Here is a 15,606-nt window from a genome sequence, read left to right as displayed (position 1 = left end):
CCGACGGCCGTGCGCCGTCGTCCGAACACCAGCGATTCGAAGGAGAGACCACCCGATGAGCACCCGGTATCCGTTCACCGCCGTCGTCGGCATGGACGACCTGCGGCTCGCGCTGCTCCTGAACGCCGTCAGCCCGGCCGTGGGCGGCGTGCTCGTCCGGGGTGAGAAGGGAACCGCCAAGTCCACCGCCGTACGGGCGCTCGCCGAGCTGCTGCCGGCCGTGCCGGTGGTCGCCGGCTGCCGGTTCAGTTGCGACCCGGCCTCGCCCGACCCGGGCTGTCCGGACGGGCCGCACGAGGCGGGTCCGGGGGCCGAGCGGCCCGCGCGGATGGTCGAACTCCCCGTCGGCGCCTCCGAGGACCGGCTCGTCGGCTCGCTCGACATCGAGAAGGCGCTCGCGGAGGGCGTGAAGGCCTTCGAGCCGGGGCTGCTCGCCGACGCGCACCGGGGCATCCTCTACGTCGACGAGGTCAACCTCCTCCACGACCACCTGATCGACCTGCTGCTCGACGCCGCCGCCATGGGCTTCTCGAACGTCGAGCGCGAGGGCGTCTCCGTGCGGCACGCCGCGCGGTTCCTCCTCGTCGGGACCATGAACCCCGAGGAGGGCGAGCTGCGGCCGCAGCTCCTCGACCGGTTCGGGCTCACCGTGGAGGTCGCCGCCTCCCGCGAGCCCGAGCAGCGGGTGGAGGTCGTGCGGCGGCGGCTCGCCTTCGAGGACGACCCGGCCGCGTTCGCCGCGCGCTGGACCGGCGAGGAGAGCGCGCTGCGCGAGCGGATCGTCGCCGCGCGGGAGCTGCTGCCGCGGGTGACGCTCGGGGACGCCGTGCTGCTCCAGATCGCCGCGACCTGCGCCGCGTTCGAGGTGGACGGCATGCGCGCCGACATCGTCATGGCCCGCACGGCCACCGCGCTCGCCGCCTGGGCCGGACGGACCGAGGTGACCTCCGAGGACGTGCGGCAGGCCGCGCTCCTGGCCCTCCCCCACCGCCGCCGGCGCTCGCCCTTCGACGCGCCGGGGCTCGACGAGGACAAGCTCGACGAGACCCTGGAGCGGTTCAAGGGCGAGGAGCCGGAGTCCGGCCCGGACGAGGACCCCGATCCGGAGCCGGACGGCCCGGGAGACGGAGGGCCGGGAGACGGCGGGGGCGGTCCGGACGGCGGCGGGATCCCGCCGCAGGGCGACGGGCCCGCGCCCGAGGACGTACCGGCGCCGGAGGAGGCGCCCGCACCCGAGCCCGAGCCGGCTCCCGCTCCTCAGAAGGCCGGGGCCGGTTCCGGCGAGCGGGCCGCCGTCAAGGCCGCCGAGCCCTTCCGTACGAAGGTGCTCAGCGTGCCCGGTCTCGGCGAGGGCGCGGCCGGGCGCCGCTCCCGGGCCCGCACCGAGCACGGCCGTACGACCGGCTCCACCCGGCCCCGGGGCGCGCTGACCAAGCTGCACCTGGCGGCGACCGTGCAGGCGGCCGCTCCGCACCAGAAGGCGCGCGGGCGGACCGGGCCCGGGCTCGTGGTCCGGCGCGACGACCTGCGGCAGGCGACCCGGGAGGGCCGCGAGGGCAACCTCGTGCTCTTCGCGGTCGACGCCTCGGGCTCGATGGCCGCCCGGCAGCGGATGAGCGCGGTCAAGGGCGCGGTGCTCTCGCTGCTCCTCGACGCCTACCAGCGGCGCGACAAGGTCGGTCTGGTCACCTTCCGGGGCCGGGACGCCGAGGTGGCGCTGCCGCCGACCTCGTCCGTGGACGCGGCCGCCGCACGGCTCGAACAGCTTCCGACGGGCGGGCGCACGCCCCTGTCGGCCGGGCTGCTCAAGGCCCACGACGTGCTGCGGGTCGAGCGGCTGCGGGACCCCTCGCGCCGTCCCCTGCTCGTCGTCGTGACGGACGGGCGGGCGACCGGGGGGCGGGCGGGCGGCGACCCGGTGGCGCTCGCCGCCCGCGCGGCGCGGCTGCACGCCGCCGAGGGCACGGCGTCGGTCGTCGTGGACTGCGAGACCGGGCCGGTGCGGCTGGGGCTCGCGGGGCAGCTCGCGCGCGAACTCGGCGGCACGGCCGTGACGCTGGACGAGCTGCGCGCCGACTCGATCGCCGGGCTCGTCAGGGACGTACAGGCAGGACAGACCGGACACGCAGCACGGACAGCCAGGAGGGCCGCTTAATGCCGCAGGGACAGCCGACCGTCGTTCCCGACGACGGTCTGACCACCCGTCAGCGACGCAACCGCGCGCTGGTGATGGTGCACACGGGCGTCGGCAAGGGGAAGTCGACCGCCGCCTTCGGCATGGCGCTGCGCGCCTGGAACCAGGGCTGGCCGATCGGGGTGTTCCAGTTCGTGAAGTCCGCCAAGTGGAAGGTCGGCGAGGAGAACGCCCTCAAGGCGCTCGGCGAGACCGGCAAGGGCGGCACGGTCACCTGGAACAAGATGGGCGAGGGCTGGTCCTGGATCCAGCGCGAGGTCGCCGAGGGCGAGCAGTCGCACGAGGACAAGGCGCGCGAGGGCTGGGAGCAGGTCAAGCGGGACCTCGCGGAGGAGAGGTACAAGTTCTACGTCCTCGACGAGTTCGCCTACCTCCTCCACTGGGGCTGGATCGACGTGAACGAGGTCGTCGAGGTGCTGCGCGACCGGCCCGGGCAGCAGCACGTCGTCATCACCGGCCGCAACGCGCCCCAGGAACTGGTGGACTTCGCGGACCTCGTCACCGACATGTCCAAGGTCAAGCACCCGATGGACGCCGGTCAGAAGGGCCAGCGGGGCATCGAGTGGTAGCACGTCTCGTCATCGCCGCGCCCTCCTCGGGCGCGGGCAAGACCACGGTCGCGACCGGCCTGATGGCCGCGTTCGCGGGCCGTGGCCTGGCCGTCTCCCCGCACAAGGTCGGCCCGGACTACATCGACCCCGGCTACCACGCGCTCGCGACGGGCCGCCCGGGGCGCAACCTCGACGCGTACATGTGCGGCACGGGCCTGGTGGCGCCGCTCTTCCTGCACGGGTCGCGCGGCTGCGACCTGGCCGTGGTCGAGGGGGTCATGGGCCTGTACGACGGCGCCGCCGACCAGGGCGAGCTGGCGTCCACCGCGCAGGTGGCGAAGCTCCTGAAGGCGCCCGTGGTCCTGGTCGTGGACGCGTCGTCGCAGTCGCGTTCGGTGGCGGCGCTCGTGCACGGGTTCGCGTCCTGGGACCCGGAGGTGCGGATCGGGGGCGTGATCCTCAACAAGGTCGCGACCGACCGGCACGAGCACCTGCTGCGGGAGGCGCTCGGGGAGTCCGGGGTGCCGGTCCTCGGCGTGCTGCGGCGGGCGCCCGCCGTGGCGACGCCGTCGCGGCACCTGGGGCTCGTGCCGGTGGCCGAGCGGCAGGCCGCCGCCGTGGAGGCGGTGGCGGCGCAGGCCGAACAGGTCCTGGCCGGGTGCGACATGGAGGCGCTGCTCGCGCTCGCGCGGTCGGCTCCGGAGCTGTCCGCGGAGGCCTGGTCGCCGGCGGTCGTGGGGCGCGCGGTCGCGGGCCGGCCCCGGATCGCGGTGGCCGGCGGGGCCGCGTTCACCTTCTCGTACGCCGAGCACACCGAACTCCTGACCGCCGCCGGGGCCGAGGTCGTCGCCTTCGACCCGCTGCGGGACGAGGCCCTGCCCGAGGGGACCTCCGGGCTCGTGATCGGCGGCGGCTTCCCCGAGATGTACGGGGGCGAGCTGTCCGCCAACGAGCCGCTGCGGAAGGCCGTGGCGGACCTCGCCGCCTCGGGCGCGCCGGTCGCGGCCGAGTGCGCCGGGCTGCTCTACCTGGCGCGGTCGCTCGACGGCACGCCCATGTGCGGGGTGCTCGACGCCGACGCGCGCATGTCGGAGCGGCTGACGCTGGGGTACCGGGACGCGGTGGCCGTCAGCGACAGCGTCCTCGCGCCGGCCGGGGCGCGGATGCGGGGGCACGAGTTCCACCGCACCGTGATCGAGCCGGGCGCCGGGGAGCGGGCCGCGTGGGGGCTGCGGCAGCCGGAGCGGCGCCTGGAGGGCTTCGTGCGGGGAGGGGTGCACGCCAGTTACGTGCACACGCACTGGGCGGGCGCGCCCGAGGCGGCGGCGCGGTTCGCGGCGGCCGCCGCGGGCTGGAGGGCGGGCGGTTCGGTGGTGGGCGATTCGGTGACGGACGGTTCGGTGGTGGGCGGTTCCGTCGTGGGAGGTTCTGTCGCGGAAGGCCCGGTTTCGGGCGGTGCCGTTTCGGACGGTGCCGTTTCGGGCGGTGCCGTTTCGGGCGGTCCGGTTTCGTGAGATCAGCCGCCGGAGGCCCCCACCACGAGCCAGATGAAGCCGACGCCCGCCGCCGTGCACAGCAGGGTGGAGCGGGCGGGGTGGTCGTGGTGGGCCTCGGGCAGGATCTCGGCGGCGGCGAGGTAGAGCAGGGCGCCCCCGAAGAAGCCGAGATAGCCGCCGAGAAGTTCCTCCGGAAGGGTGAACAGCAGAGTGGAGGCGGCGCCGAGGACCGGGGCGACGGCGTCCGCGACGAGCATCGCGAGGGCCTTGCGGCGCGCGTTCCCGTAGAGGCTCGTGATCGTGTACGTGTTGAAGCCGTCGGCGAAGTCGTGGGTGATGACGGCGAGGGCGACGGTGGCGCCCATGCCGCCGCCGACCTGGAAGGCGGCGCCGAGCGCGATGCCGTCCATGAGGCTGTGGCCGACCATCGCGGCGGCGGCCGTCATGCCGACCTGGGGGACCCTCTCGTCGGCCGCGACGCCGTGCGCGGCCCGGCGCACGGCGAGCAGGCGCTCGACGGCGTGGGCGAAGAGGAAGCCGCCGACGAAGAGCAGCAGGGCCTCCGGGACGCCGAAGACCTCGTGCCCGGCGGCCTCCAGGGCCTCGGGCAGGAGGTCGAGTCCGACGACGCCGAGCATGAGCCCGCCGGCGAGTCCGAGGACGAGGTGACGCCGGTCGGTGACGCGCCCGGCGACCCATCCTCCGAAGAGCGTCATGAGGAACGCGCCGAGCGCGACGACCACAGCCATGGGGCTTTGCTATCGGATGGGGAGGCGTCCGCGCACCTCGGTGTGGGCGCCCGGTCGGGCGTCCCGGTGGACGAGGTGCTGGCCCTCGTGGACGCGGTCCTGCGGGAGGCGGGGCTGCCGCGTGCGGCCGTCCGGTCCCTCGCCACGCTCGACGCGCGGGCGGCGGAGCCGGGGATCGCGGGGGCCGCGGCGCTCCTCGGCGTGCCGGTACGGGGGTTCGCCGCCGAGGAGTTGGCGGCCGTGTCCGTACCGCACCCGTCGGCCCTGCCCCTGGCCGCGACGGGCACGGCCTCGGTGGCGGAGGCGGGGGCCTTGCTGGCGGCGGGCGGGGGCACGGGGGCGAAGGCCGGTACGGGAGCGGACGGAGGCACGGGGGCGAAGGCCGGTACAGGAGCGGAAGGGGGTACGGGGGCGAGGGCCGGTACGGCGGCGGACGTGACCGTGACCGTGACGGTGGCCGTCGGCACGGGCGGGGCGGCGGCGCCCGTGGCGCGGGCGCGGGCCGTGCTGCTCGTGCCGAAGCGCAGAACCCGGCGCGTAACGTGCGCTCTCGCCGCTTCCGTCCCGGTTCGGTCGCACGAAGACGCCCCGGCCGTACGGTTGTTGCCCCCGTCACACGGGTACATCGCTGGCGAGCCTGGCTCACCCCCCACCATCCCCACCCCCCACACGACGGCGGCCATGGACATGCACACGCATACCGACGCCCACGACCTTCGCCACCACGGTGACGCCGAGGTCAGGGACGAGAAACTCATCGATCTCGCGGTCAACGTCCGGACGGACACGCCTCCGGACTGGCTGCGCAGACGCATCGCCGACTCCCTGACCGGTCTCGCCGCCTACCCCGACGGCCGGGTCGCGCGGGCCGCGGTCGCCGAGCGGCACGATCTGCCCGCGAACCGGGTGCTGCTCACGGCCGGCGCGGCGGAGGCCTTCGTGCTGCTCGCGCGGGCGCTGCCGGCGCGGCGGCCGGTGGTGGTGCACCCGCAGTTCACCGAGCCGGAGGCGGCGCTGCGCGACGCCGGGCACGAGGTGGACCGGGTGCTGCTGCGCGAGGAGGACGGCTTCCGGCTGGATCCGGCGGCGGTTCCGGAGGACGCGGACCTGGTGGTGATCGGGAACCCCACCAATCCGACCTCCGTGCTGCACCCGGCCGCCTCGATCGCCGCGCTCGCCCGGCCCGGGCGGACCCTGGTGGTGGACGAGGCCTTCATGGACGCGGTGCCGGGCGAGCGGGAGTCGCTGGCCGGGCGGACGGACGTGCCGGGGCTCGTGGTGCTGCGGAGCCTCACCAAGACCTGGGGCCTGGCGGGGCTGCGGATCGGGTACGTGCTCGCCGCGCCCGGCACGATCGCGGAGCTCGAACGGGCGCAGCCGCTGTGGCCGGTGTCGACGCCCGCCCTGGTGGCGGCGGAGGCCTGCATGTCGCGGGCGGCGCTCGCGGAGGCCGAGCACGCGGCGCACCGGATCGGGATGGAGCGGGCCCATCTGCTGGCCGGTCTCGCGGAGTTCGACGAGGTGCGGACGGTGGCGGGGGCCGAGGGCCCCTTCGTGCTCGTCCGGATCGACGGGGCGGACGCGGTGCGGGAGCGGCTGCGGTCGCTGGGCTTCGCGGCCCGCCGGGGCGACACGTTCCCGGGGCTCGACCGGAACTGGCTGCGGCTCGCGGTCCGGGACCGGGCGACGACGAACCGCTTCCTCCAGGCGCTCGACCAGGCGCTGTTGATGGGCGGCTGAGCGGCGGCCGAGGGGGCCTCCGCCGCCCGTTCCCGAGAACGGGCCGGGGCCCGAGGAGGGCGATGTCGTCACCGCCGCCCTCCCCGGGCCCCGCCGTCCTGCTTCCCCCCGCGCCCCCGGCGCTCCCCCTCGGGCCGTCAGCCGCGCGAGCGGGCGCGCGAACGGATCAGCGCGAGCGCGCCGCCGCCCGCCACGACGAGGGCGAGCGCCCCGGCCGCGATGTACGGGGTGGTGGAGCTGCCGCCGGTCTCGGCGAGGTTCTGGGTGGGGGTGCTGCCGCCGTTGTTGGTGCTGATGCCGCCGTCGTCGCTCGGCTCGGCGGAGGGCCGGGGCTGCTCGGAGGGCCGCTCCGTCGGCTTCCCGGTCGGCTTCTCCGTGGGCTTCGCGGTCGGCTTCTCCGTGGGCTTCGTGCCCTTGGGCGTCTCGCAGGTCGCCTCGGCGAGGGTCACCGTGCCGTCGACCTCGGCGACGCCCAGGTCCAGCGGGTTGACCTTCACCTTGAGTTCGAGGGCGGTCGCCGCGGCGGTGCGGGAGGTCGTGGTGGTGCGGGAGAGGTCCAGGGTGACCTCGCCGACCTTCGGCACGCTGACCCGGGTCCGGCCGCCCGCGGAGAGGGTGGTCTTCTTGCCGAGGACGGTCACGTGGCCGAGGACGTTGGACTCGGCGACCGGCCGCTCGCCGACCTCGCACAGCGCCTTGGAGGTGACCTTCTCGACCTCGACGAGGGAGAGCAGCGGGAGGCCGGGGACGTGCACGCGCGCCTTGACGAGGTTCACGTACCCCTCGGCCCTCTCCTCGTCGACGGTGGCCTCGGAGGTGGCGACGTCGGCCTTGAGGATGTCGACCGGCTCGCCGTTCTCGGCCCCCCGCACCTTCACGGAGAGCGCGGTCTCGTTCTCGCTCTCCGGCGCCTTGACCTCGTTGAGGGAGGCCCGGACCGGCACGTTCACCGTCTTGCCCAGGAGGGAGACGTCGAGGCCGGTCCGCAGGACGGCGGCGGTGGCGCGTCCTTCGCCGCCCGTGGCGTGCGCCGCGGGGGCCGCGAGGAGCACGGGGCCGACGGCCAGGGCGGCGACGGCCGCGGCGGCCGCGGAACGGCGTACGGGCATGCGGAAGGTGTTGCTGTTCAAGGTGGTGGAACCCCCACAGGAGACATGGCGTCGCCGGCCGCTCACCACGGGGACGGTGGCTCGGCGCGGACCCGGCGACTTGGGACACCGGAATCTTTACGCACGGAGAGTGAACCGGCGGTCACCTGACGCCAGTTCACCCCAAAGGGGGGTTTCCGTGTTCATTTTCGATTCTTTTCGCTACAACCGTTCCCGCTCGTCCCGCGTGTTTCGTACGCGAGGACGACCGCGGGCGCGGGCGGGAACGGCGAGCGGGGGACGAGCAGGGATGTGAACGACCGGCTCCGCCTCCGGGTAACGGATCGTCAACCCGGTGCGCTCAGCTGTCGCGCCAGTACCCGAGGGCGTGGACGCGCTCCTTGGGCAGCGCGAGCTCCTTGCGCGCGTACCCGCCGAGGGTGCGGGTGGTGGAGGTGTCGCAGGCGATCCAGACGTACGAGGAGGGGTCGGCGAGCGCGGGCAGCTCGGCCTTCACGCGGGCGACGAGTTCGGCGCCGCCCTTCTCGCGCGGCACCCGGCGCAGGTCGTGCCGCTCGGGGTCGACGCGGAACGGCAGGTCGTCGTCGGAGGCGTGCCGGGTCTCGAACCAGACGGTGGCCGGGAGCTCCGGGAAGGCGTCGAGCAGCGAGTTGATCGCGGGCAGGGAGGCCGTGTCGCCGACCACGAGGAGCCGTCCGGGCAGCGGGTCGGGGGCCTCGAAGCCGGTGCCCTGGAGGGTGGCCTCCACGGTGTCGCCCGGGGCGCAGTCCCGGGCCCAGCGGCTCGCGACGCCCTCGTGGAGGGCGAACTCCAGGCCGAAGGTGCCGGCCTCCGCGTCCGGGTCGACGAGGGTGTAGGCGCGCTGGTGCGGCTTGCCGCCGTCGTCGAACCAGAGGCGGACCCACATCGTCGGGTGGATCCCGGCGGCGGCGAGGAGGCCGCCGTCCGTGAAGCGCACCCGCCGGTAGTCCTCGGTGACCTGCTCGGCACCCGTCACGGTGAACGTGAAGTCCTTGCCGCGCATCAGCTTGAGGACGGCGCCCTGCCAGCCGTGACCCACCGTGATCCCCTCCCCTTTGATTACTGCAGATTAATTTAGGTCAGCCTAACCTAAGTTTTCATGGAAAGGCAGGGACGGGAGACTTTCCCCGTGAGCATCGCGGTCCGCCGGGACGCCCGGGGCGTCCCGCCTCTGCGGACCGGGGACCCGGACGAACTCGCCTTCGCCCAGGGGCGGGTCACCGCCCGTGACCGCGCCTGGCAGCCGGAGGTGGAGCGGCACCGGGCGCAGGGCACCACGGCCGCGTTCCTCGGCGCCGCCGAACTCGGCCGGGACGTCTTCGCCCGACGGGTCCGGCTCTCGCCCCCCTCCTCTTCGCGGGCTTCCCCACCGAGCTGTGGTGCGAGGAGGTCGCGCGGCGGCTCGGCGAGGAGTGGACGGAGCCGTTCGCGACGGACGGGCCCGGCACCGCGGGCTCCGACGGCTGGGTGGTCGCGGGCGGGCGGACCGCGAGCGGGACGGCCCTGGTGGCCGGCGACCCGCACCGGTTCGTCGAGGCGCCGGGCGTCCCCGGGCCGCCGCCCGGTCAGCCCACGATCCGCCCCTCGACGACGATCCGCCGCGGCGCCGCCAGGACGCGGACGTCCGCGCGCGGGTCCTCGCCGTAGACGACGAGGTCGGCGGGGGCGCCCTCCTCCAGGGCGGGGCGGCCCAGCCAGGCCCTGGCTCCCCAGGCGGTGGCCGAGAGGGCCTCGACCGGCGGGATGCCGGCCCGGGTCAGCTCCTCGACCTCCTCCGCGACCAGGCCGTGGGCGAGGGAGCCGCCCGCGTCGGTGCCGACGAAGACCGGGACGCCCGCGTCGTAGGCGGCGCGGACCGTGTCGTACCGCCGCTCGTGCAGCCGTCGCATGTGGGCCGACCAGCGGGGGAACTTCTCCTGGCCGCCGTCCGCGAGGTGCGGGAAGGTCGCGATGTTGACCAGGGTCGGGACGATGGCGACGCCCCGCTCGGCGAAGAGCGGGATGGTGTCCTCGGTGAGCCCGGTGGCGTGCTCGACGCAGTCGATCCCGGCCTCGACGAGGTCGCGGAGCGAGTCCTCGGCGAAGCAGTGGGCGGTGACCCGGGCGCCGAGCCGGTGGGCCTCCGCGATGGCCGCCTCCACCTCGGCGCGCGGCCAGCAGGCGGTGAGGTCGCCGACCTCGCGGTCGATCCAGTCGCCGACGAGCTTGACCCAGCCGTCGCCGCGACGGGCCTCCCGGCCGACGTACGCGACGAGGTCGGCGGGCTCGATCTCGTGGGCGTAGTTGCGGATGTAGCGGCGGGTGCGGGCGATGTGCCGCCCCGCGCGGATGATCTTCGGCAGGTCCTCGCGGTCGTCGATCCAGCGCGTGTCGGAGGGCGAGCCGGCGTCCCGGATCAGCAGGGTCCCGGCGTCCCGGTCGGTGAGGGCCTGCTTCTCGGCGGTCTCCGCGTCGACGGGCCCGTGCCGGTCGAGGCCGACGTGGCAGTGGGCGTCGACGAGTCCGGGCAGGACCCAGCCCTCGACGGTCACCGCCTCGGCGGCGGGCCGGTCGAAGGTGATCCGCCCGCCGACGCACCACAGTTCGTCCCGGACGTCCTCGGGGCCGACGAGCACCCGCCCCTTCACGTGCAGCACCGCGTGATCGCTCATGACCGCACTGTACGAGGACGGGCCCGGCCGCCGTCGGCCCGGGGCGGCCGGGGCCGCTGGGTACCCTGATCCGGAGCTCCCTCCGTACCGCCGGAACCCGGCCGGACCGAACCGAAGAAGGCACCACCGTGACCGTGACGCACCCGCTCCTGGACCTAACCCCGCTGACCGCCGCGCACTTCGCGTCGATCGAGCGGCGGGTGGCCGCGCTGCTCTCCACGGAGCAGGACGTGGTGATCACCCAGGGCGAGGCGCTGCTGCCGCTCGAAGGGTGCATCCGGAGCGGGGCGCGGGCCGGTTCGACCGCGCTGAACGTCGTCACCGGCCCGTACGGGCAGACCTTCGGGAACTGGCTGCGGGACTGCGGCGCGACCGTGGTCGACCTGGAGGTGCCCTTCCACGCGGCGGTGACGGCGGAGCAGGTGGAACGGGCGCTCGCCGAGCACCCGGAGATCGACTTCGTGTCCCTGGTGCACGCGGAGGCGGCGACGGGCAACACCAACCCGGTCGCGGAGATCGGCGAGGTCGTGCGGGCCCACGGCGCGCTGTTCTACCTGGACGCGGTGGCGTCGATCGGCGCGGAGCCGGTGCTGCCGGACGCCTGGGGCGTGGACATGTGCATCATCGGCGCGCAGAAGGCGATGGGCGGCCCCGCGGGCGTGTCCGCGGTGTCGGTGAGCGCGCGGGCCTGGGAGCGGTTCGCCGCCAACCCGGCCGCGCCGCGCCGCTCGTACCTCTCGCTCCTGGACTGGAAGGAGCGCTGGATCGACGGGGGCCGGAAGGCGCTGCTCCACGCGCCGGCGCAGCTGGAGATGCTGGCCCTGGAGGCCTGTGTGGAGCGGATCGAGGCGGAGGGCCTGGACGCGCTGATGGCACGGCACGCCTCGGCGGCGGCCGCGACCCGCGCGGGCGCGCTCGCGCTCGGCGGCGGTCTGGAGCCGTACGTGTACGAGGCGAGGGACGCGGCCCCGGTGGCGACGACGCTGCGCGCGCCGGAGGGCGTGAACGCCGCCGAGCTGGTGGCGAAGGCGCTCGCGGCCGATCCGTCGCTGCCGCTGATCGCGGGCGGCGGGGCGCTGTCCGGGGAGATGATCCGGGTCAACCACTACGGGGTGGACGCGACTCCGGGCGCCGTGCAGTCCTCGCTCGCCGCGCTCGGCGCGGCGCTCGGCGAGACGGGCCGCGCGGTGGACCTGGAGGGCGCGCGCCGGGCGGTGACGGAGGCCTGGAAGTAGGTCGTACGGCCTGTCGTACGGCCTGTCGTACGGCCTGTCGTACGGCGGGAGGGGGCGGGGTCCCGGTGCCGGGATCCCGCCCCCTTCGCCGTACGCCCGGACGGTTACAGCGCCGGGTAGTCCGTGTAGCCGCGGTGGTCGCCGCCGAAGAAGGTGGCGGGGTCCGGGGTGTTGTAGGGGCCGCCGGCCTTCAGGCGGGCGGGCAGGTCGGGGTTGGCGATGAAGAGGGCGCCGTAGGCGACGAGGTCGGCGGTGCCGTCCTCGATCAGGGCGAGGGCGTCGGGGCCGGTCGGGCCCTCGGTGGCCGGGTTGAGGACGAAGGTGCCGGAGAACGCCTTGCGCAGGGCGAGGGTCAGCTCGCGGACCTCGGGCGCGGGCTCCGTGACGTGCAGGTAGGCGATGCCGATCGGGTCGATCGCGGCGACGAGGGCCGGGTAGATCGCGTCGGTGTCGGTCTCGGCTATGTCGTTGTAGGTGTTGGCCGGGGAGATCCGCAGGCCGGTGCGCTCGGGGCCGATCTCGGCGGCGACGGCCCGGACGACCTCGACGGCGAAGCGGACGCGGTTCTCGACCGGGCCGCCCCACTCGTCGGTGCGGTGGTTGGAGCCGGTGGCGAGGAACTGCTGGACCAGGTAGCCGTTGGCGCCGTGGATCTCGACGCCGTCGAAACCGGCCTCGACGGCGTTGCGGGCGGCGGCGGCGAAGCCCGCGATCGTCTCCCGCACCTCGTCGGCGGTCAGCTCGCGCGGAGCGACGAACTCGATGAGGCCGCTGCCGGCGTAGAGCTTTCCGGCCGGGGCGACGGCGGAGGGGCCGACGGGGTGGAGGTCGCCGTCGAGGACCTCGGGGTGGCTGATCCGGCCGGCGTGCATGAGCTGGGCGAAGATCCGGCCGCCCTTCTCGTGGACGGCGTCGGTGACCTCGCGCCAGGCGGCGATCTGCTCGGCGGTGTACAGGCCGGGGGTGTCGGGGTAGCCCTGGCCGATGGCGGTGGGCTGGATGCCTTCGGTGATGATGAGGCCGGTGGAGGCGCGCTGGGCGTAGTACTCCGCGACGAGCGGGGTGGGGGTGCGGCTCAGGCCCTCGGCCCGGCTGCGGGTCATGGGGGCCATGGCGATGCGGTTGGCGAGCCGGGTGCCGGCGAGGTCGATCGGATCGAAGGCGGTGGTCATGGCGATCCCTTCGCGCAAGGTATGTGGTCGACCAATTATCTGGCTTGTGTGGTCGGCCAAATATCTGGTTCGAACGCCACTGTAACCCATTCATTGGCCGACCAAGGTAATCTTTGTGTGACGACGTCCCGAGGAGCCCCCGTGTCAGGAACCGACCCCGTCTGTACCGAGCCGCCGCTCGCCGCCACGCGCTGCGGGCCCGTCGGCCACTCCCTGGCGCGGGTCGCGCGGATGCACCGGATCGCCATGGGACGACGGCTGCGCGAGCTCGGGCTCTACCCGGGCCAGGAGCTGATGATGATGCGCCTGTGGGACTGCGGACCGGTCCGGCAGTCGGAGCTGATCCAGTCCCTGGGCCTGGACCCGTCGACGGTGACGAAGATGCTCCAGCGGCTGGAGCAGTCCGGCCACGTCCGCCGGGGCCCGGACCCGGCGGACCGGCGCGCGGTCCTGGTCGAGGCGACGGGGAAGGGCCAGGCCCTGCGCACCGGCGTCGAGGACGTCTGGCGGGACCTGGAGTCGCTCTCGCTCGGCGGCCTCTCCCCGGCGGACGGGGCGGAGCTGGCCCGGCTGCTCGACCTCGTCGCGGAGAACCTGCGCGAGGAGACGGAGGAGGCGGGCGACTGCCCGCCGGGGGCGACGGTCTGCTGAGGGGTGACGGTCTGCTGAGGGGTGACCCCCTCCCCCCTCCCCCGGTCTCAGCCCGCCAGGACGTCCAGGGCCCGGTCCACGTCCGCCGTCGTGTTGTACAGGTGGAAGGAGGCCCGCAGGTTGCCCGCGCGGGCCGAGAGCAGGACGCCGGCCCTCTCCAGGGCGTCCGCGCGGTCCCCGAGGCCCGGGACGGCGACGACCGTCGAGTCGTCCGCGACCGGCTCGTGCCCGAGGGAGCGGAGCCCGGCCCGGAAGCGGACCGCGAGCCCCTTGTCGTGGGCCTCGATCCGCTCGATGCCGACCTCTTCGAGGAGGGCGAGCGAGCGGGCCGCCCCGTGGTACGAGAGGAAGGCCATCGGCTCGTCGAACCGGCGCGCGGAGCGGGCGAGTTCGCGGACCGGGCCGTAGCTGTTGGCCCAGCGCTCCTCGCCGGTGACCCAGTTGGCGTGGATGGCGACGAGCGAGTCCTGCGCCTCCTCGGTGACGGTGAGGAAGGACGCCCCGCGCGGACAGAGCAGGTACTTGTAGCCGCCCGCGACCGTGTAGTCCCACTCCCCCGCGCGCAGCGGCAGCCAGCCCGCCGCCTGGGTGGCGTCCAGGAGGGTGCGGGCGCCGTGGGCGGCCGCGGCCTCCCGTACCGCCGCGAGGTCGGCCGTCCGGCCGTCCGACGACTGCACGGCGGAGAGGGCGACGAGGTCGGTCTCCGGGCGCACGGACGCGGCGAGCCGGTCGAGGGGCGCGAAGCGGACCTTGAGGTCGCCGCGGACCGTGAAGGGGGTGATGACGGAGGAGAAGTCGCCCTCGGGGAAGAGGACTTCGGATCCGGCGGGCAGCGACTGGGCGATCATCCCGCAGTGCACGGCGACCGAGCTGCCGACGGCGACGCGCTCGGGGGCGACCCCGGCGAGCCGGGCGAAGGTCGCCCGGGCCTCGTCGACGATCTCGAAGCTCCCGGACCCGCCGGGGCGCCCGTCGGCGGTCTCCCGCGCGAGGAGCGTGACGGCCTCGACGGTCCGGCGGGGCATCAGCCCGCAGGTGGAGGTGTTGAGGTAGGTCTTCTTGGGCGCGAACTCGGCGCCGCCGAGGGGCTGGTCGAGGGAATCCATGGCCCCACCCTGGATCCCCGGTGATCGCCCGTCAATCGCGCTCCCACCCGGGGGAACGTCCAAGCGCGGCTTATCGCCGCAGGTCGGAGTGGGCGAGAGGGCCCGGCCCGGAGACGGCGGGAGCGAAAGTCCGGGCCGGGGCGGGACAGGCTCAGGCCCCCGATCAGGGCCGGGGCGGGACCGGCTCAGGCCCCCGATCAGGGCCGGGGCGGGACCGGCTCAGGCTCCCGGGACCTCGCAGCCGTCCGGGCCGCAGGCCTCCGCGTCGGCGCCGAGCGGCTGGAGGGCGCGGCCCTGCCAGGCCTGTTCGAGGGCCTGGGTGAAGACCTCGGCGGGCTGGCCGCCGGAGACGCCGTAGCGGCGGTCGAGGACGAAGAACGGCACGCCGTTCGCGCCGAGTTCGGCGGCCTCGCGCTCGTCCTGCCGTACGTCGTCGGCGTAGGCGGTCCCGTCGGCGAGGACGGCGCGGACCTCGGCCTCGTCGAGACCGGCCTCCACGCCGAGCGCCACCAGGGTCCCGGCGTCGAAGACGGAGCGCTCCTCGGCGAAGTTGGCCCGGTAGGCCAGGTCCAGGAGCTCGCTCTGCCGGCCGCGCGCCTTGGCGAGGTGGAGCAGCCGGTGGATGTCGAAGGTGTTGCCGTGGTCGCGGCCCTCGGTGCGGTAGCCGAGGCCCTCGGAGTGCGCGTTGGAGGCGACGTGCGCCTCCATGGCCCGGGCCTCGTCGAGGGTGCGGCCGTACTTCTTCGCCAGCATCTCCAGGACGGGGGCCGTGTCACCCTTGGGGCGGCCGGGGTCGAGCTCGAAGGAGCGGTGCACCACCTCGACGTCGTCGCGGTGCGCGAAGGCGGCGAGCCCCTTCTCGAAGCGCGCCTTTCCTATGTAGCACCAGGGGCAGGCGATGTCGCTCCAGATCTCGACGCGCATGGGGTTC

At 74.8% G+C, this 15,606-nt stretch carries 13 protein-coding genes and 1 pseudogene; 7 read left to right on the top strand and 7 right to left on the bottom strand.

The window, feature by feature from the left end; genetic code table 11:
• Window positions 1-55: 55 nt before the first annotated feature.
• Genes ACWGSR_RS11825 through ACWGSR_RS11815 form a run of 3 tightly spaced genes read left to right on the top strand, consistent with a single transcriptional unit; the run spans window position 56 to window position 4,259 of the window.
• Window positions 56-2,155 carry a putative cobaltochelatase gene (locus ACWGSR_RS11825; RefSeq protein ID WP_453565699.1) on the top strand — a complete coding sequence of 700 codons (2,100 nt, stop codon included), beginning with the start codon at window positions 56-58 and terminating at the stop codon, window positions 2,153-2,155.
• Window positions 2,155-2,763 (top strand): cob(I)yrinic acid a,c-diamide adenosyltransferase, encoded by a 609-nt coding sequence (cobO, locus tag ACWGSR_RS11820; protein WP_376244515.1) that lies wholly within the window; start codon window positions 2,155-2,157, stop codon window positions 2,761-2,763. Before ACWGSR_RS11825 ends, cobO begins: the two co-directional genes overlap by 1 nt.
• A complete protein-coding gene (locus ACWGSR_RS11815; RefSeq protein WP_453565695.1) occupies window positions 2,757-4,259 on the top strand; it encodes a cobyrinate a,c-diamide synthase in 1,503 nt (500 codons plus the stop codon). The genes cobO and ACWGSR_RS11815 overlap by 7 nt, the downstream gene beginning before the upstream one ends.
• A 2-nt stretch (window positions 4,260-4,261) precedes the next feature.
• Here ACWGSR_RS11815 and ACWGSR_RS11810 read toward each other — a convergent pair whose 3' ends face one another.
• Window positions 4,262-4,990, bottom strand: a complete 729-nt coding sequence (locus tag ACWGSR_RS11810; RefSeq protein ID WP_376244509.1) for a ZIP family metal transporter — start codon at window positions 4,988-4,990, stop codon at window positions 4,262-4,264.
• Window positions 4,991-5,032: 42 nt separating this feature from the next.
• Between ACWGSR_RS11810 and cobC the strand changes: the two genes are divergently transcribed.
• Window positions 5,033-6,730, top strand: coding sequence for an Rv2231c family pyridoxal phosphate-dependent protein CobC (gene cobC, locus ACWGSR_RS11805; RefSeq protein ID WP_453565803.1), 1,698 nt, complete (start codon window positions 5,033-5,035; stop codon window positions 6,728-6,730).
• Between the two features lie 137 nt (window positions 6,731-6,867).
• On the opposite strand, the gene ACWGSR_RS11800 is transcribed toward cobC, so the two are convergent.
• Window positions 6,868-7,860, bottom strand: coding sequence for an SCO1860 family LAETG-anchored protein (locus ACWGSR_RS11800; protein WP_453565693.1), 993 nt, complete (start codon window positions 7,858-7,860; stop codon window positions 6,868-6,870).
• Window positions 7,861-8,179: 319 nt separating this feature from the next.
• Window positions 8,180-8,899 (bottom strand): siderophore-interacting protein, encoded by a 720-nt coding sequence (locus ACWGSR_RS11795; RefSeq protein ID WP_453565690.1) that lies wholly within the window; start codon window positions 8,897-8,899, stop codon window positions 8,180-8,182.
• A 60-nt stretch (window positions 8,900-8,959) separates the two neighbouring features.
• Here ACWGSR_RS11795 and ACWGSR_RS11790 point away from each other — a divergent pair.
• A pseudogene (locus tag ACWGSR_RS11790) lies at window positions 8,960-9,408 on the top strand (penicillin acylase family protein); the annotation flags it as partial.
• Between the two features lie 17 nt (window positions 9,409-9,425).
• Here the strand turns inward: ACWGSR_RS11790 and ACWGSR_RS11785 are convergent.
• On the bottom strand, window positions 9,426-10,511 hold the full coding sequence (locus tag ACWGSR_RS11785; protein WP_376239579.1) for an amidohydrolase family protein: 1,086 nt from the start codon (window positions 10,509-10,511) through the stop codon (window positions 9,426-9,428).
• Window positions 10,512-10,645: 134 nt separating this feature from the next.
• Between ACWGSR_RS11785 and ACWGSR_RS11780 the strand changes: the two genes are divergently transcribed.
• Window positions 10,646-11,746 carry a pyridoxal-phosphate-dependent aminotransferase family protein gene (locus ACWGSR_RS11780; protein WP_453565800.1) on the top strand — a complete coding sequence of 367 codons (1,101 nt, stop codon included), beginning with the start codon at window positions 10,646-10,648 and terminating at the stop codon, window positions 11,744-11,746.
• Window positions 11,747-11,850: 104 nt separating this feature from the next.
• Here ACWGSR_RS11780 and ACWGSR_RS11775 read toward each other — a convergent pair whose 3' ends face one another.
• Window positions 11,851-12,918 carry an alkene reductase gene (locus ACWGSR_RS11775; RefSeq protein ID WP_453565687.1) on the bottom strand — a complete coding sequence of 356 codons (1,068 nt, stop codon included), beginning with the start codon at window positions 12,916-12,918 and terminating at the stop codon, window positions 11,851-11,853.
• Window positions 12,919-13,059: 141 nt separating this feature from the next.
• On the opposite strand from ACWGSR_RS11775, the gene ACWGSR_RS11770 reads away from it, so the two are divergent.
• On the top strand, window positions 13,060-13,569 hold the full coding sequence (locus tag ACWGSR_RS11770; RefSeq protein WP_383329829.1) for a MarR family winged helix-turn-helix transcriptional regulator: 510 nt from the start codon (window positions 13,060-13,062) through the stop codon (window positions 13,567-13,569).
• 47 nt (window positions 13,570-13,616) lie between these two features.
• On the opposite strand, the gene ACWGSR_RS11765 is transcribed toward ACWGSR_RS11770, so the two are convergent.
• Both ACWGSR_RS11765 and ACWGSR_RS11760 read right to left on the bottom strand, forming a co-directional pair.
• Window positions 13,617-14,675, bottom strand: a complete 1,059-nt coding sequence (locus ACWGSR_RS11765) for an aminotransferase class V-fold PLP-dependent enzyme (protein ID WP_453565685.1) — start codon at window positions 14,673-14,675, stop codon at window positions 13,617-13,619.
• 219 nt (window positions 14,676-14,894) lie between these two features.
• Window positions 14,895-15,599: a DsbA family oxidoreductase gene (locus ACWGSR_RS11760; RefSeq protein ID WP_376239589.1), complete on the bottom strand. Its 705-nt coding sequence runs from the start codon at window positions 15,597-15,599 to the stop codon at window positions 14,895-14,897.
• Between the last annotated feature and the right edge of the window lie 7 nt (window positions 15,600-15,606).

It is taken from the genome of Streptomyces sp. NPDC055632, assembly GCF_053618675.1.
This window is presented reverse-complemented; position numbering and strand designations above follow the sequence as displayed.